At 64.8% G+C, this 26,144-nt stretch carries 28 protein-coding genes; 10 read left to right on the plus strand and 18 right to left on the minus strand.

The window, feature by feature from the left end:
• Positions 1-40: 40 nt before the first annotated feature.
• A complete protein-coding gene (locus tag AWB70_RS30710) occupies positions 41-979 on the plus strand; it encodes a CobD/CbiB family protein (protein WP_053568594.1) in 939 nt (312 codons plus the stop codon).
• Here AWB70_RS30710 and AWB70_RS30715 read toward each other — a convergent pair whose 3' ends face one another.
• The 3 genes from AWB70_RS30715 to AWB70_RS30725 are packed head-to-tail and all read right to left on the minus strand — an operon-like array spanning position 980 to position 3,491.
• A complete protein-coding gene (locus AWB70_RS30715; protein WP_053568593.1) occupies positions 980-1,303 on the minus strand; it encodes a putative signal transducing protein in 324 nt (107 codons plus the stop codon).
• A complete protein-coding gene (gene rsgA, locus AWB70_RS30720) occupies positions 1,300-2,226 on the minus strand; it encodes a ribosome small subunit-dependent GTPase A (protein WP_053568592.1) in 927 nt (308 codons plus the stop codon). Before rsgA ends, AWB70_RS30715 begins: the two co-directional genes overlap by 4 nt.
• Entirely contained in the window at positions 2,223-3,491 is a 1,269-nt protein-coding gene (locus AWB70_RS30725) for a M48 family metallopeptidase (protein ID WP_045450902.1), read from the minus strand. The genes rsgA and AWB70_RS30725 overlap by 4 nt, the downstream gene beginning before the upstream one ends.
• Positions 3,492-3,602: 111 nt before the next feature.
• Here AWB70_RS30725 and orn point away from each other — a divergent pair, with 111 nt between their 5' ends.
• Positions 3,603-4,205 carry an oligoribonuclease gene (orn, locus tag AWB70_RS30730; RefSeq protein ID WP_053568591.1) on the plus strand — a complete coding sequence of 201 codons (603 nt, stop codon included), beginning with the start codon at positions 3,603-3,605 and terminating at the stop codon, positions 4,203-4,205.
• Here the strand turns inward: orn and mog are convergent, their stop codons facing one another.
• Both mog and yjgA read right to left on the minus strand, forming a co-directional pair.
• On the minus strand, positions 4,206-4,814 hold the full coding sequence (gene mog, locus AWB70_RS30735) for a molybdopterin adenylyltransferase (RefSeq protein ID WP_053568590.1): 609 nt from the start codon (positions 4,812-4,814) through the stop codon (positions 4,206-4,208).
• Positions 4,798-5,406, minus strand: a complete 609-nt coding sequence (yjgA, locus tag AWB70_RS30740; RefSeq protein WP_053568589.1) for a ribosome biogenesis factor YjgA — start codon at positions 5,404-5,406, stop codon at positions 4,798-4,800. Before yjgA ends, mog begins: the two co-directional genes overlap by 17 nt.
• 213 nt (positions 5,407-5,619) lie before the next feature.
• On the opposite strand from yjgA, the gene pmbA reads away from it, so the two are divergent.
• On the plus strand, positions 5,620-6,990 hold the full coding sequence (gene pmbA, locus AWB70_RS30745; RefSeq protein ID WP_014192006.1) for a metalloprotease PmbA: 1,371 nt from the start codon (positions 5,620-5,622) through the stop codon (positions 6,988-6,990).
• 61 nt (positions 6,991-7,051) lie between these two features.
• Here the strand turns inward: pmbA and AWB70_RS30750 are convergent, their stop codons facing one another.
• Complete coding sequence (locus tag AWB70_RS30750) at positions 7,052-7,543, minus strand: dihydrofolate reductase (RefSeq protein ID WP_053568588.1); 492 nt, start codon at positions 7,541-7,543, stop codon at positions 7,052-7,054.
• Between the two features lie 88 nt (positions 7,544-7,631).
• A complete protein-coding gene (locus AWB70_RS30755; protein WP_045450898.1) occupies positions 7,632-7,826 on the minus strand; it encodes a hypothetical protein in 195 nt (64 codons plus the stop codon).
• A 653-nt stretch (positions 7,827-8,479) separates the two neighbouring features.
• On the opposite strand from AWB70_RS30755, the gene AWB70_RS30760 reads away from it, so the two are divergent.
• Positions 8,480-9,859: a sigma-54 dependent transcriptional regulator gene (locus tag AWB70_RS30760; RefSeq protein WP_014192004.1), complete on the plus strand. Its 1,380-nt coding sequence runs from the start codon at positions 8,480-8,482 to the stop codon at positions 9,857-9,859.
• A gap of 153 nt (positions 9,860-10,012) precedes the next feature.
• Positions 10,013-10,984 (plus strand): thymidylate synthase, encoded by a 972-nt coding sequence (locus AWB70_RS30765; RefSeq protein WP_045450897.1) that lies wholly within the window; start codon positions 10,013-10,015, stop codon positions 10,982-10,984.
• Positions 10,985-10,992: 8 nt separating this feature from the next.
• Here AWB70_RS30765 and AWB70_RS30770 read toward each other — a convergent pair whose 3' ends face one another.
• The gene (locus AWB70_RS30770; RefSeq protein WP_053568587.1) at positions 10,993-11,775 is read right to left on the minus strand and encodes an ArsR/SmtB family transcription factor; all 783 of its coding nucleotides are present in this window, start codon (positions 11,773-11,775) and stop codon (positions 10,993-10,995) included.
• Positions 11,776-11,909: 134 nt separating this feature from the next.
• Between AWB70_RS30770 and AWB70_RS39135 the strand changes: the two genes are divergently transcribed.
• Both AWB70_RS39135 and AWB70_RS30775 read left to right on the plus strand, forming a co-directional pair.
• On the plus strand, positions 11,910-12,053 hold the full coding sequence (locus AWB70_RS39135; RefSeq protein WP_167350987.1) for a hypothetical protein: 144 nt from the start codon (positions 11,910-11,912) through the stop codon (positions 12,051-12,053).
• A gap of 338 nt (positions 12,054-12,391) precedes the next feature.
• Complete coding sequence (locus AWB70_RS30775) at positions 12,392-12,913, plus strand: acyl-CoA thioesterase (RefSeq protein WP_053568586.1); 522 nt, start codon at positions 12,392-12,394, stop codon at positions 12,911-12,913.
• Positions 12,914-12,934: 21 nt separating this feature from the next.
• Here the strand turns inward: AWB70_RS30775 and fumC are convergent, their stop codons facing one another.
• The 4 genes from fumC to AWB70_RS30795 form a co-directional block, all read right to left on the minus strand.
• Entirely contained in the window at positions 12,935-14,341 is a 1,407-nt protein-coding gene (gene fumC / locus AWB70_RS30780) for a class II fumarate hydratase (RefSeq protein ID WP_200826453.1), read from the minus strand.
• Positions 14,342-14,366: 25 nt separating this feature from the next.
• On the minus strand, positions 14,367-16,028 hold the full coding sequence (locus AWB70_RS30785) for a phospholipase D family protein (RefSeq protein WP_053568585.1): 1,662 nt from the start codon (positions 16,026-16,028) through the stop codon (positions 14,367-14,369).
• A gap of 329 nt (positions 16,029-16,357) precedes the next feature.
• Positions 16,358-17,806, minus strand: a complete 1,449-nt coding sequence (locus AWB70_RS30790) for an MATE family efflux transporter (RefSeq protein WP_053568584.1) — start codon at positions 17,804-17,806, stop codon at positions 16,358-16,360.
• Positions 17,807-18,034: 228 nt separating this feature from the next.
• The gene (locus AWB70_RS30795; RefSeq protein ID WP_014191995.1) at positions 18,035-18,256 is read right to left on the minus strand and encodes an RNA-binding S4 domain-containing protein; all 222 of its coding nucleotides are present in this window, start codon (positions 18,254-18,256) and stop codon (positions 18,035-18,037) included.
• A 301-nt stretch (positions 18,257-18,557) separates the two neighbouring features.
• Between AWB70_RS30795 and AWB70_RS30800 the strand changes: the two genes are divergently transcribed.
• The 3 genes from AWB70_RS30800 to AWB70_RS30810 all read left to right on the plus strand — a co-directional run bounded on the left by AWB70_RS30800 (position 18,558) and on the right by AWB70_RS30810 (position 21,594).
• Positions 18,558-19,007: a hypothetical protein gene (locus AWB70_RS30800; RefSeq protein WP_053568583.1), complete on the plus strand. Its 450-nt coding sequence runs from the start codon at positions 18,558-18,560 to the stop codon at positions 19,005-19,007.
• A 61-nt stretch (positions 19,008-19,068) separates the two neighbouring features.
• A complete protein-coding gene (locus tag AWB70_RS30805) occupies positions 19,069-19,326 on the plus strand; it encodes a hypothetical protein (protein WP_041730558.1) in 258 nt (85 codons plus the stop codon).
• 147 nt (positions 19,327-19,473) lie between these two features.
• Positions 19,474-21,594, plus strand: coding sequence for an ATP-dependent helicase (locus AWB70_RS30810; RefSeq protein WP_053568612.1), 2,121 nt, complete (start codon positions 19,474-19,476; stop codon positions 21,592-21,594).
• Positions 21,595-21,608: 14 nt separating this feature from the next.
• On the opposite strand, the gene AWB70_RS30815 is transcribed toward AWB70_RS30810, so the two are convergent.
• The 6 genes from AWB70_RS30815 to AWB70_RS30840 form a co-directional block, all read right to left on the minus strand.
• Complete coding sequence (locus tag AWB70_RS30815) at positions 21,609-22,373, minus strand: DUF4088 family protein (RefSeq protein ID WP_014191992.1); 765 nt, start codon at positions 22,371-22,373, stop codon at positions 21,609-21,611.
• A gap of 165 nt (positions 22,374-22,538) precedes the next feature.
• On the minus strand, positions 22,539-22,862 hold the full coding sequence (locus AWB70_RS30820) for a branched-chain amino acid transport AzlD family protein (RefSeq protein ID WP_045450887.1): 324 nt from the start codon (positions 22,860-22,862) through the stop codon (positions 22,539-22,541).
• On the minus strand, positions 22,859-23,548 hold the full coding sequence (locus AWB70_RS30825) for an AzlC family ABC transporter permease (protein ID WP_231927740.1): 690 nt from the start codon (positions 23,546-23,548) through the stop codon (positions 22,859-22,861). Before AWB70_RS30825 ends, AWB70_RS30820 begins: the two co-directional genes overlap by 4 nt.
• 142 nt (positions 23,549-23,690) lie before the next feature.
• Entirely contained in the window at positions 23,691-24,512 is an 822-nt protein-coding gene (locus AWB70_RS30830; protein WP_053568582.1) for a helix-turn-helix transcriptional regulator, read from the minus strand.
• A gap of 74 nt (positions 24,513-24,586) precedes the next feature.
• Complete coding sequence (locus AWB70_RS30835) at positions 24,587-25,063, minus strand: CreA family protein (protein WP_014191988.1); 477 nt, start codon at positions 25,061-25,063, stop codon at positions 24,587-24,589.
• Between the two features lie 313 nt (positions 25,064-25,376).
• Entirely contained in the window at positions 25,377-26,120 is a 744-nt protein-coding gene (locus AWB70_RS30840; RefSeq protein WP_014191987.1) for a FadR/GntR family transcriptional regulator, read from the minus strand.
• Positions 26,121-26,144 lie beyond the last annotated feature (24 nt).

The following is a 26,144-nucleotide window of genomic DNA, read 5'->3' on the forward strand; positions in this document are numbered from 1 at the left end:
ACGCGAAACTCGAAATAAACCGACCGTTTCGGCGCTTCGCATGACTTTCTTCTCCGTATTGCTGGCTCTCATCATCGAGCAAGTTCGCGCGCTGTCGCCGCATAATCCGGTTTCGGCGTTGCTTCACTATCATGCGGAATCCGCCGCGCACGGGTTCGACGCCGGCAAGGAAAAGCACGGCCTCGTCGCGTGGCTCGTCGTCGTGCTGCCGTGGACGCTCGCCGTCGGCCTCGTCTATTACGTCCTGTACCAGATCAACTTCGCGCTCGCGTTCCTGTGGAACGTGGTGATCGTGTACTTCACGCTCGGCTTTCGCCAGTTCAGCCACTATTTCACCGACATCCATCTCGCGCTCAATAACGACGACGTGCCGCGTGCCCGCGAAGTGCTGACGGAATGGACCGGCATGGATACGGTCGACATGCCCGTCAGCGAGATCGTGCGGCACACGCTGGTGCATGCGGTGGTCGCGTCGCATCGGCACGTGTTCGGCGTGTTCTTCTGGTTCCTGATTCCGATCGGCCCGGCGGGCGCAGTGCTGTATCGCATCGCAGAATATCTGGCGCGCGCGTGGTCGAAGCCGAATCCCGAGCGCACCGCCGAGTTTTCGTCGTTTGCGCAGCGCGCGTTTTTTTACATCGACTGGGTGCCCGCGCGTCTCACCGCGCTCGGGTTTGCGATCGTCGGCAACTTCGAGGATGCGATCTACGCGTGGCGCAATCACGCGCGCCAGTGGCCTGACGCCAACGAAGGCGTGCTGCTCGCGGCGGGCAGCGGCGCGCTCGGCGCGCGCCTCGCGGGGCCGCTTGCCGAGCCGCTGTCGGTCGAAGCGCTTGCCGTCGGCGATGCGAGCCCGCTGCCGGTCGGCGACGACTGCACGCCGCGCACGCTGCAATCCGCCGTCGGCCTCGTATGGCGCGCCGTCATTCTGTGGATGTTGCTGCTGCTCATGCTGACCATCGCGGTCTGGCTCGCGTGATCAGTCGTCGAGCGGATCGCGCGCTGTCTGACACTGCCAGCAGACGGTGAACTGCGGCTCCAGCCATTCTCCGCATTGCCTGCATTTCCACGGCCGGGCGTTCGCGTCCGGTCCGCTTCTCGCGCGCTCGATCAGGCGCATCGCCAGCGCCTCGTCGCGATCGTCGACGATCCATATCTCCGGCGCGCATTGATCCGCCGGAATCTCGCCCAACGCGCCATTCAGATAGCGATTGTGCAACTCGCACGGCACGCCCGCGGTGGTGAGGACGTTCACCCAGTGCTGCGCCGTGATCAGGTTGGGAGCGCGCGTGAGCCGCTTCATCGAACGATCTGGCTGGCTTCGTGCACGAGTTGCGCGTAGAGCGCATGACGCTCGCGGCGGATCTTGCCGCTCTCGACGGCTTCGAGCACGGCGCAGCCCGGCTCGTGCAGATGATGACAGTTGTAGAAGCGGCAATGACCGAGATACGGCCGGAAGTCCGCAAAGGCGCGTTCGAGCTGGCCTTCGGACAGGTGATGGAGGCCGAATTCCTGAAAACCCGGCGAATCGATCAGCGCGCCGCCGCCGGGCAGCGCGTAGAGGCGGGTGAACGTGGTCGTATGACGGCCACTGTTGAGCGCCGATGAAATCTCGCGCGTCGCGGCGTCCGCGTCGGGGACGAGCAGATTCACGAGCGTCGATTTGCCCATGCCGGACTGGCCGAGCAGGATCGTCGAACGGTCTTTGAGGCGCGCGTCGAGTTGCGGATGGACATCGCCGGGCGCCCGCTTCGCCGAGAGTTCGATCACCGTGTAGCCGAGCGCGCGATAAGGCGCGAGGCGTTCGCGCGCAAGCGGCAACGCGCTTTCCACGTCGATTTTGTTGAGCACGATGAGCGATTCCAGCCCGTGCGCCTCCGCCGCGATCAACGCGCGCCCGAGCAGGTCTTCGCTGAAATGCGGTTCGGTCGCGAGCACGATCAGCAACTGATCGAGATTCGCGGCGAAGAGCTTCGACTTGAACTGATCCGAGCGATAGAGCAGATTGCGCCGCTCGCCGATCCCGACGATCACGCCCTGATCCACCGACGACTGCTCGTAAATCACGCGATCGCCGACGGCGACTTCGCTCTTCTTGCCGCGCGGGAAGCACTGAAGCATCGCGCCGCCGTCTTCCGGCGTGACGAGATAGTGCCGCCCGTGTGCCGCGATGACCGTGCCTTCGAGACGCGCGCCCGCGTCGGAACCCCTGAAACCGCGCGTCATGCGGCGTGTTGCATCAGGCGATCGATGCGCTGCGAGGCGGGGGGATGCGAGTAATAAAACGCGGTGTAGATCGGATCGGGCGTGAGCGTGGACGCGTTGTCCTCGTAGAGCTTCACGAGCGCGTTCACGAGATCTTTCGGATCGGTCTGGCTCGCGGCGAAGGCATCGGCTTCGAACTCGTTCTTGCGCGAAGTCAGGCTGCCGAGCGGCGTGATGAAGAACATGAACACGGGCAGCACGAGCATGAAGAGCACGAGCGCGAGCCCGTTGTTGCTGCCCACGAGCGACGGCCGCACGCCGAGCCCTTCGTAGAACCACGTCGTTTGCACGAGCCAGCCGAGCAGCGCGAGCATCGCGAGACTGATGCCGAACATGACGATCATCAGCTTCAGCACGTGACGGCGCTTGAAGTGGCCGAGTTCGTGCGCGAGCACCGCTTCGATTTCGCTGCCGGACAGACGCGCGAGCAGGGTGTCGAAGAACACGATGCGCTTGGCCGCGCCGAAGCCGGTGAAATACGCGTTGCCGTGCGCCGAGCGGCGGCTGCCGTCCATCACGAACAGGCCCTTGGCCGCGAAGCCGGTGCGCGACATCAGGTTCGTGATGCGCGCGACGAGCGCTTCGTCTTTCAGCGGCTCGAACTTGTTGAAGAGCGGGGCGATGAAGGTGGGATAGATGACCATCGCGAGCAACTGGAACGCGACCCAGACCATCCACGTCCAGAGCCACCAGTACGTGCCTGCGCGGTCCATCAGCCAGAGCGTGAGCAGCAGAAGCGGCGCGCCGATCACGATCGCGAGCACGGCGCCCTTCACGAGATCGACGAAAAAGAGTTTCTTCGACATGCGGTTGAAGCCGAACTTTTCTTCGATCACGAAGTGCCGAATGTAGTCGAAAGGCAGATCGATGACGCTCGTGATGACGATGACCGACGCCACCAGCGCAATCTGCCCGAGATAGCCGCGGCCGAGCCAGTCCGTGATGGCGAGATCGAGCGCCTGGACGCCGCCCAGCAACGTGAGCGCGACGAGCACGACCGCGCTCGTGACGACTTCGATCATCGTGAGACGCGTGCGCTCGACGGTGTAATCCGCGGCGCGTTGATGCGCGGTGAGCGGAATGGTGCCGGAAAACTGCGCGGGCACGCCGTTGCGATGCGCGGCGACGTAGCGGATCTGCCGCGACGCGAGCCAGAGCTTGGTCGAAACCATGGCGGCCAGGGCGACGACGAAGATCGTCGAGAAGGCGAGAGTGAAGTTGGTCATCCGGGAATTCCGATTGGACTATGCGAGAATTATAGGTTCTTGGCTGTGCCGCCGTCGTCAGATCCTGCAATGGCGCCGATAGCGGCTTTTCCTATTTCTCAGGTTTCTCACATGACCGATATCTCACCATCGCCCGAACCCGCCGAAACTGTTTTGGTGCGCAGCGACATGAATCTCGTGTGGCTCGACATGGAGATGACCGGTCTCGATCCGGACAACGACCGCATTATCGAAATCGCGGTGGTGGTGACGAATTCCACGCTCGACAAGATGGTGGAAGGCCCGGTGCTCGCGATTCATCAGACGGACGAGGCGCTCGGCCGCATGGACGAGTGGAACCGCAACACGCACGGCCGCTCGGGGCTGACGGAGCGCGTCAAGGCATCGACCGTGGACGAAGCCGAGGCCACGCGCCAGATCCGCGATTTCCTCGGCCAATACGTGCCGCCCGGCAAGTCGCCGATGTGCGGCAACTCCATCTGCCAGGACCGCCGCTTCATGGCGCGCTGGATGCCGGAACTGGAAACGTTCTTCCATTACCGCAATCTCGACGTGAGCACGCTGAAGGAACTGTGCCGCCGCTGGCAGCCGGCCATCTACAAAGGCTTTCAGAAGCGCGCGATGCACACGGCGCTCGCCGATATCCACGAGTCCATCGACGAGCTCAAGTACTATCGCGAGCACTTCCTGATTCCGTCGGCGCCCGCTGTCTGATCAGCTTTTCGGCGGGCGGATCGCGCTTTTCGGGCGAAACGCGGCGACCACGTCCGGCCGCGTTTCGATATACGGCCCGCCGATCAGATCGATGCAGTACGGCACCGCCGCGAAGATGCCCGGCACGGTCGTCCTGCCGTCCGCGTCTTTCAGGCCTTCGAGCGTTTCGCGAATCGACTTCGGCTGCCCCGGCAGGTTGATGATGAGCGCGGCGTGATCGTCCGTTTCGCGGATCACCGCGACCTGGCGCGAGAGAATGGCCGTCGGGACGAAATTCAGGCTGATCTGGCGCATCTGCTCGCCGAAGCCGGGCATCGGCTTCGTGGCGACGGCGAGCGTCGCCTCGGGCGTCACGTCGCGGCGCGACGGGCCGGTGCCGCCGGTCGTCAGCACGAGATGGCAGCCGAGCGTGTCGACCAGCTCGACGAGCGTCGCGGAAATGGTCGCCGCGTCGTCGTGGATCAGGCGCGTTTCGGCGCGGAACGGTGTCGCGAGGGCCGCGCCGAGCCAGTCTTGCAGCGACGGCAAGCCCTTGTCCTCGTACACGCCGGACGACGCACGGTCGCTGATCGACACCAGTCCGACCACCAGCTCATTGCCCGTCGTCATCGCGCTCGTCCTCGTCGTCTTCGATATCGTCTTCGTCCGCACCCGCCGCGTTCTTGATCCACTGGAACAGCTCGCGATAGTAGCGCGGCGGCTTTTGCTGCTCGCGCTCTTTACGCGCATTGCGGATCAGCGTGCGGCCTTCCTGCGGATCGACGCCCGGATGATTGCGGATGAATTCGGTGAGCGCGGCGTCGTCGGCGAGCAACTGTTCGCGCGTGCGCTCGATCCAGTGCAGTCGCGCGGTTTCGCTCTTGTTCACGCCGCGATGCGTATCGAGCGCGGTGCGCAGCGCCGCGACTTCCTCATCGACGAGCGAGCGCATCAGCTTGCCGACGTATTGCAACTGACGGCGCTTGCCTTCGTGATCGGTGATGCGGCGCGCCTCGCGCACGGCGTCGCCGAGATGCTCGGGCATCGGCATCTTTTTCAGCGCGTCTTTCGGCAACGCGATGAGCGCTTCGCCCAACTCCTGCAGCGCGTGCATGTCGCGCTTGAGCTGGGATTTGCTCGGACGGTCGTAGCCGTGTTCGTCGGTCTCGCGCGCGTCGTCGCGGCCGGAATCGATCGGTTGAATGCGGGTTTTACGGTTCATCCCGACATTGTAGCTTGCGGGTGCATCGTGACCTGTGCATCGCGCCCGGCGATGCGACAAAGCTTGGCGGGTGAATGCACGCCGTCCTTGCTATGATCGCGAGACAGGCCCATCCCGCTGGTTCGTGCCCGATCGCGGGCGCATCGGCCGGAATTCCGAAGCAACCACGACATGCGCGGGCGCCCGCCGCCCGACTTCCAAAGGCAACCCAAAATGGCAGCAGACATGGACGTCAAGCAACGCTACTTCCCGCATACGCAGGACGAGCTGAAGGAGATCGCCTCCGACATCCTGCGCTACGCGAAGGAACTCGGCGCGACCGATGCCGCCGCCGAAATCTCCGAAGGCGATGGCCTGTCGGTGAGCGTGCGGCGCGGCGATGTCGAAACCATCGAGCACAACCGCGACAAGATGGTCGGCGTGATGGTGTTCATCGGCAAGAAGCGCGGCAACGCGAGCACGGCCGATTTCACGCGCGAGGCGCTGCGTGACACGGTCGCCGCCGCGTATAACATCGCGCGCTTCACGGCCGAGGACAACGCGGCCGGTCTCGCCGACGAAGACCTGCTGGAGAAGGCGCCGCAGGATCTCGATCTCTATCACCCGTGGGACATCGACGCGGAAGAAGCCGCCGAGATCGCGCGCCGCGCCGAGGCCGCCGCGTTCGCCGTCGACAAGCGCGTGAGCAACTCGGAGGGCGCGAGCGTCTCCGCGCAGCATTCGCAGTTCGTGCTCGCGACTTCGCGCGGCTTCATGGCGGGCTATCCGTACTCGCGCCATTACATTTCGTGCGCGCCGATCGCGGCGGCCGGCCGCGACATGCAGCGCGACGACTGGTACACGTCCAAACGTGACGCCGCCGGTCTCGCCGCGCCGGAAGCGGTGGGGCGCTACGCGGCCGAGCGCGCGCTCGCGCGTCTCGGTGCGAGAAGCCTCGACACGCGCAAGTGCCGCGTGCTGTTCGAAGCGCCGCTCGCGGCCGGCATCCTCGGCTCGTTCGTGCAGGCGGTGAGCGGCGGCGCGCTGTATCGCAAGACCTCGTTTCTCGTCGACAGCCTCGGCAAGCCGGTGTTCGCGCCGCATATCCAGATCGTCGAAGATCCGCACGTGAAGGGCGGCATGGGCAGCGCGCCGTTCGACGAAGAAGGCGTGCGCACGCAGCGGCGCAACGTGGTCGAAGACGGCGTCGTGCAGGGCTATTTCCTGTCGATGTATTCGGCGCGCAAGCTCGGCATGAAGACGACCGGCAACGCGGGCGGCTCGCACAATCTCACGATGAAGAGCGCGCACACGAAGCCCGAGGACGATTTCGAAGCGATGCTCAAGAAACTCGACACGGGCTTGCTGCTCACGGAACTGATGGGCCAGGGCGTCAACTACGTGACGGGCGATTATTCGCGCGGCGCGTCGGGTTTCTGGGTCGAGAACGGCAAGATCGTGCACGCGGTGGAGGAAATCACGGTGGCGAGCACGTTGCAGGAAATGTTCCGCCATATCGAGGCCATCGGCGCGGATACGGTCGTGCGCGGCACGAAGGAAATCGGTTCAGTGCTGATCGAGCGGATGACCGTCGCGGGGCAGTAATCGGCGCAGCACGCACCGCGTGAAACGCAATGGCCCCGGACGCGTCCGGGGCCATTTTCTTTCAGACGCGAATGCGCTCGTAAGCGACGAAGGCGAAATCGAATGCGTTCGGCGGCGCGGCGCGGTGCGTCTCGCGCGACACCTCCCGCCAGTGCGCCGGATCCGGCGCGGGGAAACGCGTGTCGCCGTCGAAGTCCGCGTCGATTTCGGTGACGATCAGCTTGTCCGCGCGTTCGAAGCCGTCGCGATACAACTGCGCGCCGCCGATCAGAAATGCTTCGTCGGCCGGAGCCAGCGCGAGCGCGGCGTCCAGGCTCGTGACGACATCGCAACCGTCGTAGCGCCGCGACGCATCTCGGGACACGACGATATTGCGCCGCCCGGGCAGCGGCCGGCCGATCGATTCGTGCGTCTTGCGGCCCATGATGATGGGCGCGCCCATCGTCGTGCGCTTGAAGAACGCGAGGTCTTCGGGCAGCCGCCAGGGGAGTTGGTTGTCGCGTCCGATCACGCCATTGCGCGCGCGGGCGACGATCAGAGTCAGCGTCGTCATCGAAAAGAGGTCGGGCAGATGGGCGCGCGGGTCGCGCCGCCGGGGCCTCGATTCTAACCGACACGCTCGCCGGAGCCGCCGCGCAGGGTCACGCCTCGGGCGAGTCGTCGTCGAGCGGCGGCGGCCCGTGGGCGTGCGTGGGTGCGACCTCGTCCCACAGCGTGACGCTGATCGCCGATCCCGCCGGACGCGCGGCGGATGCGCAGCCGGCTTCGTCGGCGGTCTCGCCTTTTTGATGCGCGTCGGATGCATCGCCGCGGCTTAATGAACTGTCGAGAGCCATTCTGACTACATAATCCGAGGTAACTATTCCCGGAACGGAAAAATCCGGAAATAAAGTGATCGCGCAGCCGGTAAGAAAGAATAAGCAAAACCGAATGCGACGCTAAAACAGAACGCTCGTTCTGCTCGGAGAATTTCTTACCTTCTGATGCGCTAAAAATAGCGAATTATGTGCCACCGCGCTGGAACCATTGCCAGGCAAAGGCCCTTCGTTTTCAGGGGGGACATAGGTGCGGCAATCCGGGCAAAAACGTTTCACCGTTGAAACACAAAGGCAGAAAAGCATGAACTTCTCGCGAAAGCGGTATAAGATTTTGTCTTATTAAATTGTGCGCAAAGTTTTTAATAACCGTGTGAGAAATTCACGTCAGCCCCGTCCTGTCAAGGTTTTGTGGCTAATAGGGCGGTTCCCGCGATATTTGTTTCCGGGGCTTCTGGGTTATAGTAGTCTCTCAAAAACAGCACAGAATCAGACATAAAGGGTTTCGTGGAAGGGTGCGCGACGTTTCGCGCCGTGTCCCGGGGGCGACGTATCGAATGGCAAGTCCCTCTCCAGACGTTTTCCGCAAACGTGCGAGGGCAACGAAGTCTGCGATGTAGCGCGAGCCTAACTACGTGACCTTTTCAACGAATGTTGAACAAAGGATCTGAATAATGGACGTCGCTCGGCGGCAACTCATCTATGTGACTCGCGATCCAAGCGAGACGCTATGCGCGCGATTCGAGGAGCGCGGCTGGCACATCGAGATCGTCGCGAGCGCGCGCGACACGCGCAAGGCATTGCGAAACGATCTGGCGACCGGGGGGTTGCTGGATCTGTCGAGCCATTTCGAATCTCATGAACTGGCGGCGTTCGAATCGTCGCTGACGATGACCAATGTGGGCTGGGTCGCCACCACCGTTGCCGGACAACTCGAAGACGCCGCCGTGCGGCGGCTGATCCGCGACTACTGCTTCGATTACGTGACGTTGCCGACGTCGAACGACCGCATCGTCGATTCCGTCGGTCATGCATACGGCATGGTGGCGCTGCACGACGCCGCGTCGAACGACGCGCGCAGCGAAGGCCGCGCCGAGGGCGAAATGGTCGGTTCGTGCGACGCGATGCTCGCGCTCTTCCGCTCGATCCGCAAGGTCGCGATGACCGACGCGCCCGTGTTCATTTCGGGCGAATCCGGCACCGGCAAGGAACTGACGGCGGTCGCCATCCACGAACGTTCCGCGCGCCGCGATCAGCCGTTCGTCGCGATCAACTGCGGCGCGATTCCCGCGCATCTGCTGCAATCGGAGCTCTTCGGCTACGAACGCGGTGCCTTCACCGGCGCGAATCAGCGCAAGATCGGGCGTGTCGAAGCGGCCAACGGCGGCACGCTGTTCCTCGATGAAATCGGCGATCTGCCTCTGGAAAGCCAGGCGAGCCTGTTGCGCTTCCTGCAGGAGCGCAAGGTCGAGCGGCTCGGCGGACACGGCTCGACACCCGTCGATGTGCGCATCATCTCGGCGACGCACGTCGACATGCAGACCGCGATGATCGAAGGCCGGTTCCGCGCGGACTTGTATCACCGCCTGTGCGTGCTGCAGATCGACGAGCCGCCGCTGCGCGCGCGCGGCAAGGATATCGAACTGCTGGCGAAACACATGCTCGACCGCTTCAAGAAAGACGCGAGCCGGCGTCTGCGCGGTTTCTCGCCCGATGCGATCGCGGCGATCCACAACTACGGCTGGCCGGGCAACGTGCGCGAGCTCATCAACCGCGTGCGGCGCGCGATCGTGATGTCGGAAGGGCGTCAGATCACCGCGCGCGATCTCGAGCTCGGCGAGTATGTGGAAGTCGCGCCGGTGTCGCTCGCGCAGGCGCGCGAGGCCGCCGAGCGGCAGGCGATCGAACTCGCGCTGCTGCGGCATCGCGGGCGGCTGGGCGATGCGGCGCAGGAGCTCGGCATTTCGCGCGTGACGCTGTATCGCCTGCTGTCGGCGCACGGCATGCGTCATATCGAGGTGGATGCGCCGTCGGAGCACGCCACGCGCGGCTGACGCATTCATCAGCCGAATTTCACCCGGACGGGCGCTTGCAGGCGCCCGTTTTTTCGTGCCGTTGCGTTAGAGCGCCCAACTCCGCTGCTTGCTAAAATCTCCCGTTTACGCCTTCCGTTCGCGAGGGCGCGCAGCATACCCAGGGAACATTGAATGAAACAGTATCTCGAGCTCGTCCAGACGATCCTCGATACCGGCACTTGGCAGGAAAACCGCACGGGTATCCGCACGATCAGCATTCCCGGCGCGATGCTGCGCTTCGACTTGCAGCAAGGCTTCCCCGCGGTGACGACGAAAAAGCTCGCGTTCAAATCCGCGATCGGCGAGCTGGTGGGCTTTCTGCGCGCGTCGAAGAGCGCGGCGGACTTTCGCGCGCTCGGCTGCAAGGTGTGGGACGCCAACGCGAACGAGAATCCGCAATGGCTCGAGAACCCTTACCGGCAAGGGCCGGACGATCTCGGCGACGTCTATGGCGTGCAGTGGCGCAAGTGGCCCGCGTACAAGCTGATCGACGCCAGTGCGAACGACCAGATTTCCGACGCGACCAATCGCGGCTTTCAGCTCGTCACGAGCTTCGTCGAAAACGGGCGCGAGCAGGTGCTGCTCTACAAGGCGATCGATCAGTTGCGCCAGTGTCTCGACACCATCATCGAGCGCCCGACCGACCGGCGCATTCTGTTTCACGCGTGGAATCCCGCGAAGCTCGACGAGATCGCGCTGCCCGCGTGCCATCTGCTGTACCAGTTCATCCCGAACGCGGTGACGCGTGAAATCTCGCTGTGTCTGTATATCCGCAGCAACGATGTCGGGCTCGGCACGCCGTTCAATCTGACCGAGGGCGCGGCGCTGCTGCATCTCGTCGGCAGGCTGACGGGATACACGCCGCGCTGGTTCACGTATTTCATCGGCGATGCGCATATCTACGAGAACCAGCTTGGCATGCTTGAGGAGCAGTTGAAGCGCGAGCCGTTGCCGTCGCCGCAGCTCATCATCTCGGACCGCGTGCCGGATTACGCGGTCACGAAGCGCTACGAGCCGGAATGGCTGGAGAAGATCGAGCCGAAGGATTTTGCGCTCGAAGGGTACAAGCACCACGAGCCGCTCACCGCGCCGATGGCGGTGTAGCCACGCCGCTAGCGCACCGGGCGCGCAGACAGAAAGTCTTCGAAATGCCGGTGCCCGGCGGGCGTCACGCGCAGCACGCGGCGCTTCGCCGTGTGCTCGATCCAGCCGTGCGACTCGCACGCTTCCAGAAACGCCGCGCCGAGCGCGCCGCCGAGATGCGGCCTGCGCTCGCTCCAGTCGATGCACGTACACGCGAACCGACGGCGGCGTGCGCGCTGCGCTTTCATATCGATGCCGAGTTCGGCGAATGCCTGCGCGCCTTCGGGCGTCGTGTCGAGCGCGGCGGGGCCGTGGGTTTGCGTCTGCGTCTGGGATTGCGATTGCGTCCGATCGTCGGCCGCCGCGAGCCAGTTGCGCGCGATCATCCGGTCGAAAAGCTGCACCGCAAGTTCGCCCGCGAGATGGTCGTAGCACGTGCGCGCGAAGCGCATCTCCACCGGCACGGCGGAAGGCGGCCGCTCCGGCGTGCGCTGCGGCGCGCTCGCCCGCGCGAGATTCGCGAGCGCTTCGATGGCGGCGGCAATGTCGGGCGTCGCGATGCGGTAGTAGCGATGCCGTCCGCTCACTTCGAGCGCGAGCAGGCCGCCTTCGGTCAGCCGCGCGAGATGCCCGCTCGCCGCCGAGGGCGACAGTCCCGCGATCATCGTCAGCTCGCCGGCCGGGCGCGCGGTGCCGTCCATCAGCGACCAGAGCATCGCGGCGCGGCCCGGATCGGCGATCAGCGCGCCGATGCGCGACAGGCCGGGAAAATGGCGGACGCGCGAGTCCGTATCGTCGAGCAGCGAGTTCATGGCGATGTCCTTTTTGTCGATGCGTTCATGCTAGCGCGCCATCGCAACCGATGTTTCACCGTGCGCCGAAATGTCGATGCGCGGGGCCGGCGCTAGAATGGCTCTTTGCGTTTGAATGCGGCCGAGGTCATCACATGTCCAGATTCCTACTTGCCAGCGTGCTCGGCGCGCTGATGCTTTGCGCGGGATGCGCGGGCGCACCGTCGTCATCGGCGGGCGGCGGCGGCAGCATCACGATGTACGGCACGATCGATCAGGGCATCACCGTGCACGACTAGGGTCTGTTCACCTATAAAACGTGCATGCGAACGCCCGAAATCGGCTGCAGTGCAAGGAGCGCGGCGCGCCGTTTGGCCTTCCCAAACAAGCGCCGCGCGACGCCGCAATGCGGCCGATTTCGGGCGTTCCCCTGATTGGAATTTATAGCTAGGGGTTGCCCCGTAAAGGGCCGCTCGCCGCGTCATGCTCCTCGCGAAGACGCCCGGTCTTAGCTTCGTCGCATTCCTTGCGATCGGCCCTTTACGGGGCAACGCATGCACGTTTTATAGGTGAACAGACCCTAGGCTTTCTCGCTACTTATAATCGGCGTCACATTCCCCAAAACGATGACGCCCCCATGAACACGCCAGCCTCGTCTCCCGCTCCCGCTGCGCCGAAAAGCCGCGCCGAAACCACTTTCCGCTTTCTTGCCGAGCCTACGTCGGTGAATTTCGGCGGCAAAGTGCACGGCGGTGCGCTGATGAAATGGATCGACGAAACCGCCTACGCCTGCGCCGCGATGTGGTCCGGCCGCTATGCGGTGACGGTGAGCGTCGGCAATATCCGTTTTCGCCGGCCGATTCTCGTCGGCAATCTGGTCGAATTGCGCGCCCGCGTGGTCACGACCGGGCGCACCAGCATGCACATTCACATTTCCGTGCACGCGGGCGATCCCAAAGTCGGCGAATTGCAGATGACGACGGATTGCCTGATGGTTTTCGTCGCCGTCGACGAGAAAGGGCAGCCCACGCCCGTGCCGTCCTTCGTGCCCGAAACGGACGAGGAAAAGCGCCTCGCCAAATATGCGATGGACGTGAAGGACGCGCTCGACGCGATCGTCGAGCTGAAGCCGGAAGAGGTGGCGGCGGGGAGGGTCTAGGCCCGCCGCGTCAAGCGGGACCTACTTCTTCCCCACCATATCCCCCGGCTTGACCCACTCGTCGAACTGCTGCTCGGTCACGTGCCCGAGCGCGAGCGCGGCGGCCTTGAGCGTCGTGCCTTCCTTGTGGGCCTTCTTCGCGATCTGCGCGGCCTTGTCGTAGCCGATGTGGGGATTCAGCGCCGTCACCAGCATCAGCGATTCGTTGAGCAGGCTGTCGATGCGCTTCTCGTTCGGCTCGATGCCCACCGCGCAGTTGTCGTTGAAGCTCTGCGCGCCGTCCGCGAGCAGGCGCGCGGACTGCAGCACGTTATGCGCGATCATCGGCCGGAACACGTTCAGCTCGAAGTTGCCGCTCGCGCCGCCGAAGTTCACCGCGACGTCGTTGCCGAAGACCTGGCAGCACAGCATGGTCACGGCTTCGGACTGCGTGGGGTTCACCTTGCCGGGCATGATCGAGCTGCCCGGCTCGTTCTCCGGAATCGACAATTCGCCGAGCCCGCAGCGCGGTCCGCTCGACAGCCAGCGGATATCGTTGGCGATCTTCATCATGCCCGCGGCCACAGTTTTCAGCGCGCCGTGCGCGGCGACGAGCGCGTCGGCGGCGGCCATGACCTCGAACTTGTTCGGCGCGGTCTCGAAGGGCAGACCGGTGAGCTTGCCGATCGCGGCCGCCACCTTCGCGGCGAATTCCGGATGCGCGTTCAGGCCGGTGCCGACCGCCGTGCCGCCCTGCGCGAGCTGGTACAGATGCGGCAGCGTCGCCTCGACATGCCGGATGCCCTGATCGAGCTGCGCGACGTATCCCGAAAATTCCTGGCCGAGCGTAAGCGGCGTCGCGTCCTGAAGATGCGTGCGGCCGATCTTCACGATCTTGTCGAAGGCCTTGGCTTTCTTGTCGAGCGTATCGCGCAGCGTCTTGAGCGACGGAATCAGATGCTTGACGATGGCGTACGCCGCCGCGACGTGCATCGCCGTCGGGAATACGTCGTTCGACGACTGCCCGCGGTTCACGTCGTCGTTCGGATGGACGAGACGCTCCTCGCCGCGCGGTCCGCCCAGGATCTCGCTCGCGCGATTGGCGATCACCTCGTTCAGGTTCATGTTGGTCTGCGTGCCCGATCCGGTCTGCCACACGGCGAGCGGAAATTCATCGGGATGCTTGCCGTCGATGATTTCCTCGGCCGCCTGCATGATCGCGCGGGCCTTCTTCGAATCGAGCACCTTCAGCCCTTCGTTCACCTCGGCGGCGGCGTGCTTGACGATCGCAAGCGCGGTGATGAGTTCGGGCGACTGCTTTTCCGTCGAAATCTTGAAGTTCTGCAGCGAGCGCTGAGTTTGCGCGCCCCAGAGCTTGCCGTTCGGCACGGCGATCTCGCCGAACGTGTCCTTCTCCATCCGTACGCCGTCCTTCGCGTTCTGTGTCATGGCCTGAGATTCCCTCGAAATTGGATCAGAGCTGCTTGTCGACGGGCAGCAGCGTGAAGATGCCCGTCATCAGATTGCGATAAAAACCCGCCTCGGGATCGAAGTTCCAGGTGACGAGGCTGCCGTTTTCCTCGGCGGTCCAGACGAGGCCCGACCGCGGCGCGCCCGTGCGCCGCATCTCTTCGTCGACCGCCGCGCTCGCGAGTTGCACCCGCCAACTGACTTTCGGCGAAATGGCGTCGGCAAAAAGGCCGGCGGCTTCGCTGGCGATGGCCTTGTCGTGAATCACGAGCGCGAGCTCGGTGTTCAGCTTCGACGAACGCGGATCGAGATTCATGGAGCCGATCACGAGGATACTCCGATCGATCACATAAGCCTTCGCATGCAGGCTCGCGCGCGATTGCGAACCGAACAGGCCCGCGCGCGGACTGGCTTCGCCTTCGGCCTGGATCGGCTTGAATTCGTACAGCTCGACACCGTTTTTCAGCATCGGCACGCGATACGGCGCGTAGCCCGCCTGCACGGCGACGGCGTCGGTTGCGGCGAGCGAATTGGTCAGCACCGCGATCTGCACGCCACGCTTCGTGAGATCGCCGAGCGCTTTCACGCCCGCGTCGTGCGGCACGAAGTAGGGCGAGATGATCAGGAATTCGCGCTGCGCATCTTTCAGCAGATCGACGAGGCGCGTCATCGGCGGGCTCTTGTAGTCGTCGCTAGGACGTTCGATCTTCGACGGCGAATCGACCCAGAACTCCGTCGGCGCCCAGACGAGGCCCATTTCCCCGCGCGCGATCTGCTGCGCGAGCGGCGTCGCGTTGAGCGGCTTCGCGTTCAGCGGATCGGCCTGCTTGCGCCAGTGCGCGCGCAGATCGTCGCGGGTCTTGTCGAGCTCGGACGGATCGAACTTCTGCTTGTTCAGCCCGCGCAACGGATACGCGAGCGAGCTGTTCCAGTAATCGTCGAAGCTCGCGGAAATCTTGTGCGTGACAGGGCCGGCGGCGAAGACGTCGAGATCGCGGAATTGCAGCGTGGGGCTTGCGCTGAAGTACTCGTCGCCGAGATTGCGCCCGCCGACGATCGCGATCTGGTTGTCCGCGATCATCGCCTTGTTGTGCATGCGGCGCGTGAAGTGGCTCAGGTTCGTGAAGACGTTCTGCGTGCGCTCGGACAAGCTGCGCTGCGCGCTGCCGAACGGGTTGAACACGCGAATCTCGATCTTGTCGTGCGAGTTGAGCGCCGCCATGATGCGGTCGATGTCTTTGAAATTCAGATCGTCGACGAGCATGCGCACGCGCACGCCGCGATCCGCCGCATGGAGCGCGGCACCGAGCAGCAGCTTGCCGGTGTTGTCTTCCTCGGCGATGTAGTACTGCATGTCGAGCGTCTTGGTCGCCGCGCGCGCGAGCGCGACGCGGGCCTGCAGCGCGTCCGTGCCGGTGCGCAGAAGGCGCACGGCGGACTCGTCCGGATGCTGCTGTTCCAGCGGCGCGAGCGCGGCCGCGAGCGGCGTCGCTTCGTTCGTGGAGAGCGCCTGGCTCGACGGACGGTCGAACGCCGTCGCGGGCGGTCGCTCCGCGCAGGCGGCGAGCGCCGCCATCATCATGACGATGGCCACATTGCGCACGGCGGCGCGAAATCTTCCTTCGATGCTTGCGCGCGTCCCGTCACGCCCGGCCGCTTCCCACATCCCCCGGCTTTCCGACACTTCGATCCCTCTTTTTAGTGGTCGCGACCCGTACGTCGCGACGCGTTTTCAGGACGACACCAAGCAAGAAGCGTTCTCGCGCGGCGCGTCTCAAATTTATTGTATGGGAAATCGGGAAATGGCCGTGCGCGACACCGCGCGGTAGAGAGCAATGAACCGTAGGGACGAAAAAAAGCCCGCTTGGCTGAAGCGGGCTGACAACCCCTGTCACAGATGTCTCAAGGAGGAGACGGGTTCATCCTAGCAATGCGCCTCGCGCGCACCAACCAAGCATTCCTGCTATGCATATCGGCGCGCGGCTCGGGTGCTTATCAAACGTGGCCGTGCGGCGCGGCGTCCGGGGCGCCGGCGTCGTCGGTCGTGGGCGCGACGCCCGTTTCGATGAACCGCCGGCTGATGCGATGGAACCGCAAGGTCATCAGCGCGGCGACGCTCGCGAGGCCCGCCGCGAGCCCCCACCACAGGCCCTTTGCGCCAAGCTCGAAGTGAAACGCGAGCACGTAGCCGGTCGGAAAGCCGACGCCCCAGTAGCCGAACGCGGCGGCGAGCATGGGGATGCGCGTGTCCTTGAGACCGCGCAGGCAGCCGGAGCCGACCGTCTGCATGCCGTCGACGATCTGGAACACCGCCGCGACGCTGAGGAGCGATGCGGCGAGCGCGACGGTAGACGCGTTGGCGGGATCGTCGAGATTCAGATAGAGGCCGACGATCGCATGCGGCACGGTGATCAGCACGAGGCCCGAGCACATCATGAAGCCGACGCCCAGCGCGATCGCGACGAAGCCCGCATGCCGCGCCGCGACGGACACGCCCGCGCCGACCCAGTAGCCCACGCGCACGTTCGCCGCCTGGCCGATCGCAAGCGGCACCATGAACGCGACCGACGCGACGTTGAGCGCGATCTGATGCGCGGCGAGGGGCGCTTCGCCGAGCAGGCCGACCATCATGCCGGTGGCGAGAAAGAGCGTCGATTCGACGCCGTACGTGATCGCGACCGGCCAGCCGATGCCGAACAGTTCGCCCATCAAGGGCAGGCGCGGGCGGGCGCGTACGACGAAATGCTTGTAGCGCGGCCGCAGATGCAGCACCGCGACGAGCGCCGCCGCCGTCAGCCAGACCGTGATGGTCGTCGCCGCCGCGGAACCGAGGAAGCCTTCGCGCGGCAGGCCATACGCGCCGTGAATGAGGCCGTAGTTGAGAAAGCCGTTGACGAAGACGCCGCCGATGGAAATCCACAAGAGTCTGCGCGCCGCGCCGATCGCGGGAAGGAACGCGCGCATCATCCCGATGCCGATGAGACTGCCGGGCGTCCCCCAGCGCAGCACCGCGCAATACTCGCCGACGTTCTTCGCGAGCGTCGCGGGCTCGTGGAACGCGAGCAGGATCGGTTCGGCATAGCTCAGCAGCACGAACGCCGGCACGGCGAGCAGCACGGACAGCACGAGGCCCGTCCAGTAGATGCTCGGCACGCGGTCATCGGCATTCGCGCCGCGTGCATGCGCGACCGACACGGACACCGAGGTCAGCACGCCCTGCAAAAGCGTCACGACGACGAAGAAGAGATTCGCGCCCAGGCCGCCCGCGGCGAGCGCGTCCGGGCCGAGCGAGCCGAGCAGGATGGTGTCGGTGACGCCCATCGCCATCTGCGAGAGTTGCGCGATGGCGAGCGGCGCGGCGAGGCGCGCCGTATCGACAGCGTGACGCGAGAGGCTCGGCGGTCCTTGATGCGCGCGTGTGGCGCGCGTGGCTTGCGGTTGCATGGTTGACCGGATCGAAACGATGACGGCGCATCAGTCAGTGCACTGAGCGCCGTGGACTGGAAAGCGAAGGGGCAAAGATCGAAGCGCAGACGCGCTGACGGGAACCGACGCTGAAACCAGAACGAAAGACGACTAGCTTATTGCGTCGCGCGCGCCGTGTCGATGACGCGTTCGCTTATGGCCGGGTTTTGGCAAGCGCGCGGCGTGTGCGCGCAAGTGCGCGCGACACTATTTGGGCGCGCGAACGTGGATGGTCTGGCCGTCGATCTTCACTTTCTGGCCCGCGCGGATCTTGCAGGTCTTGCGCATCTCGACCTGGCCGTTGACGGTGACATCGCCCATTGCGACGCGCGCCTTCGCCGAGCCGCCGCTGTCCGCGAGACCCATGATCTTGAGCAGGTTGTGAAGTTCGATGTAGTCGCCCGTGAGGGTGAAGTGCAGTGCAGGCATGGAGCGGGTGAAACAGGAAAGGCCTCCATGATAAACCACGGCCGCCGCCGCTTCGGGCATGCGCCGTGCTGTTCGCTGTGCGGACGCCGGTAATCCGGTCGCAAGCGGGTCGATTGGCAAATGTAGCCAGATGAAACGGTCGGTAACAATGACTGGTTTTCGCGAACTCGCCCGATCGCACGCCGGTCCGACCTGTTGATCGATGCAGCTTCGGTCATCTTGCCAATCGACAAAAGTCGCGCGGACGCCTGCTTCACGTCGTTCGGGCGCCGCCGACGCCAACTAAAGAGAGGACTAGCTCATGACTCGCGCACGAATTCTTCTGATCGGTTCCGCCATCGCCACCCTCGCCGCGTCGGGCGCTTACGCGCAGACCGCGACGCAACCCGCGCCGGTGCAGGCGCAGACGCAAATGCAGGCCCAGATGCAGCCCGCGCCGGATGCCGCGGCAACCGGGCAGATCGCGGGCCAGGCGCCTGTGACACCGCCGCAGCACAACGTCGTCGCGCCCGCGCCGACCGATCCGCTCGTCCAGCGCCGCAACGCGAACGCGGAGGCGAACGCCGAATACAGCGCGTCGAAGAAGGCGTCGAAGGCCGAACTGAAGGCGCAAAACCAGCAGGCCAAGGCGCAGTACAAGGAGGAAGTCAAGAACGCGAAGATCAACCGCAAGGCGGACAAGGACGCCGCCCGCGCGGAACTGAACGCGACGGAGCCGCGCGCGCCGAAGGACACGGGCCTGCAGCACTGAGCGTGAAGCGCCGCGAAGCCGTCATGGCTTCGCGGCAATGCATTGGGAAAGGGAGGACATCATGAATCGAAAAGCACATGCACTACTGGCCGCGCTGATCGCGGGAACGTTCGCGAGCGTAAGCGTGGCATCGATCGCGCAGACGACGAGCGACGCCCCGACGAAGGCGGATCAGAAGGCCGCGAAGAAGCAGGCCGAAGCCGACAAGGACGCCGCCGTCGCGCAGGCCAAGGCCGACAAGAAGAAGACGGAGGCGCAATCCGAAGCCAACGAAGCCGCCGCCGACGCCAAGGTGAAGAACGCGAAGAAGGCGCAATAACCCTGTTTGCGAGAACGATGCGAGCCCGGTTCCCCTGCGGACCGGGCTCCTTGCATTTGGGGCCAAAAGCCTAGCCAAGCCAAGGACTTGCGCGCGCGGGTTGTATGGATATACAGTGTGCGTCACCTTTTCCCGCCGTCTCTCTCCGTGCTCACGCTTCCTGACACCGTTGCCGAATCCGCCGCACAGCAGGCCGCCGACTATCTTGCCAAGCTCAACGAGGCGCAGCGCGCGGCCGTCGAATTCGGCGTCGATGAACCCGGCCATCGCGGCGGGCCGCTGCTCGTCATCGCCGGCGCGGGTTCGGGCAAGACGAACACGCTTGCGCATCGCGTCGCGCATCTGCTGGTCAAGGGCGCGGACCCGCATCGCATCCTGCTGCTCACGTTTTCGCGGCGCGCGGCGCTCGAAATGACGCGGCGGGTGTCGCGCATCGCCATGAACGCGCTCGGAAAGAGAAGCGCCATCGCGCAGGGTCTGACGTGGTCCGGCACCTTCCATAGCGTCGGCGCGCGGCTGTTGCGCGATTACGCCGATCTCGTCGGCCTCGCGCCGTCGTTTACGATCAACGACCGCGAGGATTCCGCCGATCTCATGAATCTCGTGCGGCACGAGCTCGGCCTGTCGTCGAAGGAAAAGCGCTTTCCGGCGAAGTCGACGTGTTTCGCGATCTATTCGCGCGTCGTCAATACGGGCGCATCGCTTGGCCGCGTGCTCGACCAGTCGTATCCGTGGTGCCGCGAGTGGGAAGCCGACCTCAAACGCCTTTTCGCCGCCTATGTCAGCGCGAAACAAGCGCAAAGCGTGCTCGATTACGACGATCTGCTGCTCTACTGGTCGCATCTCGCGGCGGAGCCATCGGTGGCCGCGGATCTCGCGAGCCGCTTCGATCACGTGCTCGTCGACGAATATCAGGACACGAACCGTCTGCAGGCGTCCATTCTTCTCGCGATGAAACCGGACGGCCGCGGCCTCACGGTCGTCGGCGACGACGCGCAGTCCATCTATTCGTTTCGCGGCGCGACGGTGCGCAACATCCTCGATTTTCCCGGCCATTTCGATCCGCCCGCCGCGACTGTCACGCTGGATCGCAACTATCGCTCGACGCAGCCGATTCTCGAGGCGTCGAACGCGGTCATCGGCATGGCGAGCGAGCGCTACACGAAGAATCTGTGGACCGACAAGGCATCGGCGCAAAAGCCGCGCGTCGTCTCCGTCGCGGACGAGGCCGATCAGGCGCGCTATGTCGTCGAGAAAGTGCTGGAGGCGCGCGAGGCGGGCATGAAGCTCAAGGCGCAGGCGGTGCTTTTTCGCGCGGCGCATCACAGCGCGACGCTCGAAATCGAGCTTACGCGCCGGAACATTCCGTTCGTGAAGTTCGGCGGGCTGAAGTTTCTCGATTCGGTCCACGTGAAGGACGTGCTTGCGGTGCTGCGCTGGGCGGAGAATCCGCGCGATCGCGTAGCGGGCTTTCGCGTCGCGCAACTGTTGCCGGGCGTCGGTCCCGCCATTGCCGGGCGCTTGCTCGATAGCGTGAGCGCGCCGGACGCGGTCGCATCGAGCGCCATTGCAGCGTTCCAGGCGCCTGCACGAGCGAGCGACGACTGGCCACGCTTCGTCGGCCTGATGGCGAAGCTCTGTGGCCACGCGACGGGCTGGCCCGCCGAGTTCGAGATGATCCGGCGCTGGTACGAGCCGCATCTGGAACGCAATCACGAGGACGCGGCGATCCGCATCGGCGACGTCTTGCAGATGGAAAGCATCGCGGCGACGTATCCGACGCGCGAGCGCTTTCTCACCGAACTCACGCTCGATCCGCCCGATGCGACCAGCGACGAATCCGGCGTGCCGCTGCTCGACGAGGATTATCTGATTCTCTCGACCATCCATTCGGCGAAGGGTCAGGAATGGCGCAACGTGTTCGTCCTGAACGGCGTGGATGGCTGCATTCCGTCCGATCTCGGCACGGGCAGCGACGAGGAAATCGACGAAGAAAGGCGTCTGCTCTACGTCGCGATGACGCGCGCGAAGGAAGATCTGCACATCGTCACGCCGCAGCGTTTCTACGTCCACAACCAGACGCATCTCGGCGACCGGCACGTGTGGGCGCAGCGCACGCGCTTCATTCCGCCGCATCTGATGCAGAACTTCGAGGCGGCGGCGTGGCCGCCGGTGATCGCGCCCGCCGCGCCGACGGCGGCGGGGCTCGCGGCGGCCGCGAAAGCGAAGCTCGATATCGCGGCGCGCCTGAAGGGAATGTGGGACTGAAAAACGAGCAGCGCTTACCGCTGCGCCCGCGACGTGCTCGGCGCGCGCGGCGCCGGCGCGAAGATGCTGCGCAGCCACGCGGCGAAGCGCGTGAAGCCGTCGTGAGGCTCTTCGACGAAAAGCTCGGGCCGCAGCGAGCGCAGATATTCCAGCACCTGCTGCGCTTCCTGCTTCTGAATCGAACCGTAGACGATGCCCAGACGCAGCAGGCAGCGCAGTTCGCCGAGCTTCTCGCGCGCCGTCGAGCCCACGCTCGTTTCCACCGAAATCTTCGTTTCGTACACGCGCTGGCGCAGCGAATCGGCGAGACGCCATGCGGGCGTCTGCATCTTTTCCTCGACTTCGCGGATATCCGCCGCCGCCGACTTGATTTGCGAGGCGAGCATGTCCACTTGCGACAGGTCGCCCTTCGCTTCGGTGACGATCGCCGTCGCCCATTCGCGCGACGCCTTCACGAGATCCTCCGCGGTCCAGTCGGCGCGGATCGCGAACGCGAAGCCGTGCTCGGCGGCCTGACGGATCAGGATTTCGACGACGTCGGGAAACTCCTTGTCGAGCGCGCGCTTGGCCCAGGCGTACTGGCCGTGCGTGAGCATGCGCTGCACGGCCTGCTCGGTGAGCGGCGTGTTGTTGTCGAGCAGCTTCGCGCGCAGGAAGTCCTCGAACGACGGCGTGACGAATTGTGGATCGAGCTTCAGCGACAGACGCAGAAACGCTTCGAAGTCGCGTTCCAGCGAAGCGATCGTCTCGTCGCGAAGCGACAGGGTGATTTGACGCATGTTGGTTCCCGGTTCCGCTCTCCAGTGTCCCGGAGGCGGGAAATGCTGGCGGCGCCGCGTTTCAGGCGGAGTCCATTCGTTTCTGATATCGGCGCGATTTCCGGGAACTTGAGGCTTCTTCGAGGCTTTTTGAAAGCCGATCGGCAGTGGATCGGCGGAAAACGTTTAGCCCAGCACGACGAACTGCCACAGGAAAAATACCGCGAGCGACACCGCAATCGTCACCAGCGGCCGTTTCGTGAACACGCAAACGATAACCGCGACGAGCGCCGCCACGAGCTGCGGATTGCGCCATGTGATTTCGGCGCCGTCGCCGTGCGGCGAGACCGTCATCGGCACGATGATCGCGGTGAGCACCGTCACCGGCACGAACGAGAGCGCGGTGCGCACGACCGGCGGAAACGGCAGGCGCTCGCCCAGCACGAAGACGGCGGCGCGGATCACGTACGTCACCAGCGCCATGCCCAGGATCAGCCAGACGTAGTTCATTGCGTGCGCTCCTTGGCGTTCTTGAGGCGCTGCTTCGTCTGCGGCCGGTTTTCCATGAGCGAGAGCACCATGCCGACCGCGACGCCCACGAACACGGCGGCGAGCAGCCCGAGCTTGTACGGCCAGCCTTGCCACGCGAACGACAGCACGCCCGAAGCCGCCGCCGCCGCGATGAAGCGCACCGCGACGAGCTGCGGAACGATGATGGCGATGAACGTCGCGACCATCGCGAAGTCGAGGCCGAGCGACTTCAGGCCGGGAAACGCCGCGCCGAACAGCAGGCCGGCGAGCGTCCACAACTGCCAGTTCAGATACATCGCGACGCCGGAGCCGAGGAAGTAGTGCGGACCGGTTTCGCCCGGCGCGCGCTTCTGATAGTGCGCGTAGACGACGGCAAAGACTTCGTCCGTCATGAGGCCCGCGAGCGCCCAGCGCCAGCGGCGCGGCAGATGCGCGACATACGGCGAGAGCGTCGCCGAATAGAGCACGTGACGCAGATTGACGACGAGCGTCGTCGCCCAGATGACGGCGAAGCTCGCGTGCGATGCGATCAGCCCGACCGCGATGAACTGCGCCGAGCCCGCGAACACGGCGAGCGACATGAGCTGGCCGTGCCAGAGCGTCAGCGGGCTCGCGGTGACGAGCGTGCCGAAGATCACGCCGAAGGGCGCGGCGCCGATCATCATCGGGATGGTGTCGCGCGCGCCAGCGGCGAATTCGCGCAAAGGTGATGCGTTCAAGATGGTCCTCCTATGAAAGCGGAGGATACGCAACGCGCCGCCTGGGACGCTTGTACGTTCTTGCGCTCATCGGGTTCAGGGTGTGAATTCAGCGCCAGCGGCCGGGCGGCACGCCGAACGTGCGTTTGAAATGCCGCGTGAAATGGCTCTGGTCGGTGAAGCCGCTCGCCGCGGCGACGTCCGTCACGGATGCGCCCGCGCGCAAGGCGGGCAACGCGCGCACGATACGCATCTGATTGCGCCACGCGTGCGGCGCGAGGCCGGTTTCGCGCGTGAAGAGGCGCGCGGCGTGGAAGGTCGAGAGACCGACGGTTTGCGCCAGATCGGCGAGCGTGAGCGGTTCGAGCAGATCGTCGGCGAGGCGCGATTTCATCGTTGCGACGCGGCGCGCGTCGGCGGCGAGCGGCGCGACGGCCGGACGTTCGAGCGCGTGGCGGGCGAGCAGCGTGCTCGTGGCATCGACGAGGGCCAGTTCCGCGGCGAGCGGGTCCGCGCCGTTTTCCAGCAGCCGGTGCGCGATCACCAGACGCCGCGCGAGATCGGGATCGCGAATGATATCGACCGGAAACCACGGCGACGCGGCCTTCTGCGCCGACATCGCGTGCGCGAGATCTTCGACGAACGGCACCGGCAGATAGAACACGCGATAGCGCCAGCCCGCATCGACCGCCCGCGCGCCCGTGTGCAGTTCGCCCGGATTGATGACCGGCACAGAGCCCGCTTCGGCCACGTGATGCGCGCCGCGATAGTCGTAGCATTCCGCGCCCGCCTCGATCACGGGCACCGTATAGGCGTCGTGCCAGTGCGGCGTGAATTCGTGATCGTAGTATTCGGCCGTGACCATGTCCGCGTCCGGCACGAGCGGCGAGCGCCAGTAGCGTGCGGCATTGCGGAAGCGGGCGGCGTTCATGGTTCACGAATTTCGGGACGGGCGGAACCGCCTAGTTTACAACTTTGCTTCGCGCCGCACCGGACAGTTGCGCGTCACTTCACCGGTATGGTCGTGCCTTCGGGCACGGGCACCGCCGTCACGCTGTTCTTCGGGCTGCCGGTCGCGATGCGGTCGCTGTAGGTCATGTAGACGAGCGTGTTGCGCTTCGCATCGACGATGCGCACCACGTGCAGCGTCTTGAAGATGAACGACATGCCGGCCGAAAACACGTCGGTTTTCTGCTTGAGCGGCTGCGTGATCTTGATCGGCCCGACCTGGCGGCAGGCGATGGACGCTTCGGACGGATCTTCCGCGATGCCGAGCGTGCCTTTGACGCCGCCCGTGCGCGCCCGCGACACATAGCAGGTCACGCCTTGCACCAGCGGATCGTCATAGGCCTCGACGGTCACGCGGTCCGAACCGGTGAAACGGAAGTTGGTGTTGACGCTGGCGATTTCCTCGGCATGCGCGAGTCCCGCGCCGGAAATCATCATGAGCGGTGCGGCGAGCGCGAGAAATAAGCGTTTCATCGGCTTCCTTCGGAAAAAGAGAAAGGGCGTCGTATTGTATCGACGCCCCTGGCTCTTTTTGATACATCGCCGCGCTGCCGGTCAATGAAAGATCAGATACAGAATCACCAGAACGATCACCGGCACACCGAGCAGCCATCCGAGCAGGTAAGGCATGTTGTCCTCCATCGCGTGTTGTTGTTGACGGTTTCAGTATCGCGAAGAAGCTTGGGGCGCGTTAGCCGTGTGCGTCCGAAATCCATGTAGGCCAAGTCCTATCATCACTTTCTTGCGGCTTACAAATTCGTAATGTGATCGGACGTATCGGCTTTGATCACGCGGCGCGATTCTTCTTCGCCAGCCGGTCGCGGTAGAGCGTGCGCACGTAGTCGAGATGCGCGCCCGCGCACTCGCGCGCCCGCGCCGGATCGCGCGCGACGATCGCGTCGAAGATCGCGCGATGCTGCGTCATCAAGTTTGCTTCGACTTCGTCGTCGTAATCGACGAGACGGTGCGACGTGAGCATCGATTCGCGGACCAGTTCGTCGAGCCCATGCATCACGTGCGCGAGCGCGATATTGTGCGTCGCGTCCGCGATCGCCAGATGGAAGGCCGCGTCTTTCTCCGCGATACGCGTGCTTTTCTCGGCGACGGCGTTCTGCAGCGCGTCGAACGCGGCGGCGATGCGCGCGAGATCGGCCTCGGTCGCGCGCTCGGCGGCGTAGGCGGTGGAAAGCGTCTCCAGACCGTGGCGCAGTTCGAGCACGTCGGCGCTGGCGTTCGGCTGTGCTTCGAGCAGCGCCGCGAGCGGATGCGACACGAGCGGCGCCGTCACGTCGGAGACGACGAAGCCGCCGCGTCCTGCCGCACGGATGAAACCGTCCGATTCCAGCCGGATGAGCGCCTCGCGCAGCGACGGGCGCGACACGTTCAACTGCTCCGCCAGATCGCGCTCGGCCGGCAGGCGCTGGCCCGGCAGCAGCGCGCCGTTCGAGATCAGCTCGCGAATCTGCCCCGACACGATATCGGAGAGACGCACGCGGGCGTAGGAGTGGGCATGGACAGGCTGGAAAGTCATCGTTCGGCGCGAAAGCAGGGTGAA

The organism is Caballeronia cordobensis (genome assembly GCF_001544575.2).
Classification (GTDB): Bacteria; Pseudomonadota; Gammaproteobacteria; order Burkholderiales; family Burkholderiaceae; genus Caballeronia; species Caballeronia cordobensis.

Bases quoted from the DNA above. Each gene is read 5' to 3' on its own strand.
- AWB70_RS30710 (WP_053568594.1), top strand. From the start codon at position 41: ATGACTTTCTTCTCCGTATTGCTGGCTCTCATCATCGAGCAAGTTCGC.
- AWB70_RS30715 (WP_053568593.1), bottom strand. From the start codon at position 1,303: ATGAAGCGGCTCACGCGCGCTCCCAACCTGATCACGGCGCAGCACTGG.
- rsgA (WP_053568592.1), bottom strand. From the start codon at position 2,226: ATGACGCGCGGTTTCAGGGGTTCCGACGCGGGCGCGCGTCTCGAAGGC.
- AWB70_RS30725 (WP_045450902.1), bottom strand. From the start codon at position 3,491: ATGACCAACTTCACTCTCGCCTTCTCGACGATCTTCGTCGTCGCCCTG.
- orn (WP_053568591.1), top strand. From the start codon at position 3,603: ATGACCGATATCTCACCATCGCCCGAACCCGCCGAAACTGTTTTGGTG.
- mog (WP_053568590.1), bottom strand. From the start codon at position 4,814: ATGACGACGGGCAATGAGCTGGTGGTCGGACTGGTGTCGATCAGCGAC.
- yjgA (WP_053568589.1), bottom strand. From the start codon at position 5,406: ATGAACCGTAAAACCCGCATTCAACCGATCGATTCCGGCCGCGACGAC.
- pmbA (WP_014192006.1), top strand. From the start codon at position 5,620: ATGGCAGCAGACATGGACGTCAAGCAACGCTACTTCCCGCATACGCAG.
- AWB70_RS30750 (WP_053568588.1), bottom strand. From the start codon at position 7,543: ATGACGACGCTGACTCTGATCGTCGCCCGCGCGCGCAATGGCGTGATC.
- AWB70_RS30755 (WP_045450898.1), bottom strand. From the start codon at position 7,826: ATGGCTCTCGACAGTTCATTAAGCCGCGGCGATGCATCCGACGCGCAT.
- AWB70_RS30760 (WP_014192004.1), top strand. From the start codon at position 8,480: ATGGACGTCGCTCGGCGGCAACTCATCTATGTGACTCGCGATCCAAGC.
- AWB70_RS30765 (WP_045450897.1), top strand. From the start codon at position 10,013: ATGAAACAGTATCTCGAGCTCGTCCAGACGATCCTCGATACCGGCACT.
- AWB70_RS30770 (WP_053568587.1), bottom strand. From the start codon at position 11,775: ATGAACTCGCTGCTCGACGATACGGACTCGCGCGTCCGCCATTTTCCC.
- AWB70_RS39135 (WP_167350987.1), top strand. From the start codon at position 11,910: ATGTCCAGATTCCTACTTGCCAGCGTGCTCGGCGCGCTGATGCTTTGC.
- AWB70_RS30775 (WP_053568586.1), top strand. From the start codon at position 12,392: ATGAACACGCCAGCCTCGTCTCCCGCTCCCGCTGCGCCGAAAAGCCGC.
- fumC (WP_200826453.1), bottom strand. From the start codon at position 14,341: ATGACACAGAACGCGAAGGACGGCGTACGGATGGAGAAGGACACGTTC.
- AWB70_RS30785 (WP_053568585.1), bottom strand. From the start codon at position 16,028: ATGTGGGAAGCGGCCGGGCGTGACGGGACGCGCGCAAGCATCGAAGGA.
- AWB70_RS30790 (WP_053568584.1), bottom strand. From the start codon at position 17,806: ATGCAACCGCAAGCCACGCGCGCCACACGCGCGCATCAAGGACCGCCG.
- AWB70_RS30795 (WP_014191995.1), bottom strand. From the start codon at position 18,256: ATGCCTGCACTGCACTTCACCCTCACGGGCGACTACATCGAACTTCAC.
- AWB70_RS30800 (WP_053568583.1), top strand. From the start codon at position 18,558: ATGACTCGCGCACGAATTCTTCTGATCGGTTCCGCCATCGCCACCCTC.
- AWB70_RS30805 (WP_041730558.1), top strand. From the start codon at position 19,069: ATGAATCGAAAAGCACATGCACTACTGGCCGCGCTGATCGCGGGAACG.
- AWB70_RS30815 (WP_014191992.1), bottom strand. From the start codon at position 22,373: ATGCGTCAAATCACCCTGTCGCTTCGCGACGAGACGATCGCTTCGCTG.
- AWB70_RS30820 (WP_045450887.1), bottom strand. From the start codon at position 22,862: ATGAACTACGTCTGGCTGATCCTGGGCATGGCGCTGGTGACGTACGTG.
- AWB70_RS30825 (WP_231927740.1), bottom strand. From the start codon at position 23,548: ATGATGATCGGCGCCGCGCCCTTCGGCGTGATCTTCGGCACGCTCGTC.
- AWB70_RS30830 (WP_053568582.1), bottom strand. From the start codon at position 24,512: ATGAACGCCGCCCGCTTCCGCAATGCCGCACGCTACTGGCGCTCGCCG.
- AWB70_RS30835 (WP_014191988.1), bottom strand. From the start codon at position 25,063: ATGAAACGCTTATTTCTCGCGCTCGCCGCACCGCTCATGATGATTTCC.
- AWB70_RS30840 (WP_014191987.1), bottom strand. From the start codon at position 26,120: ATGACTTTCCAGCCTGTCCATGCCCACTCCTACGCCCGCGTGCGTCTC.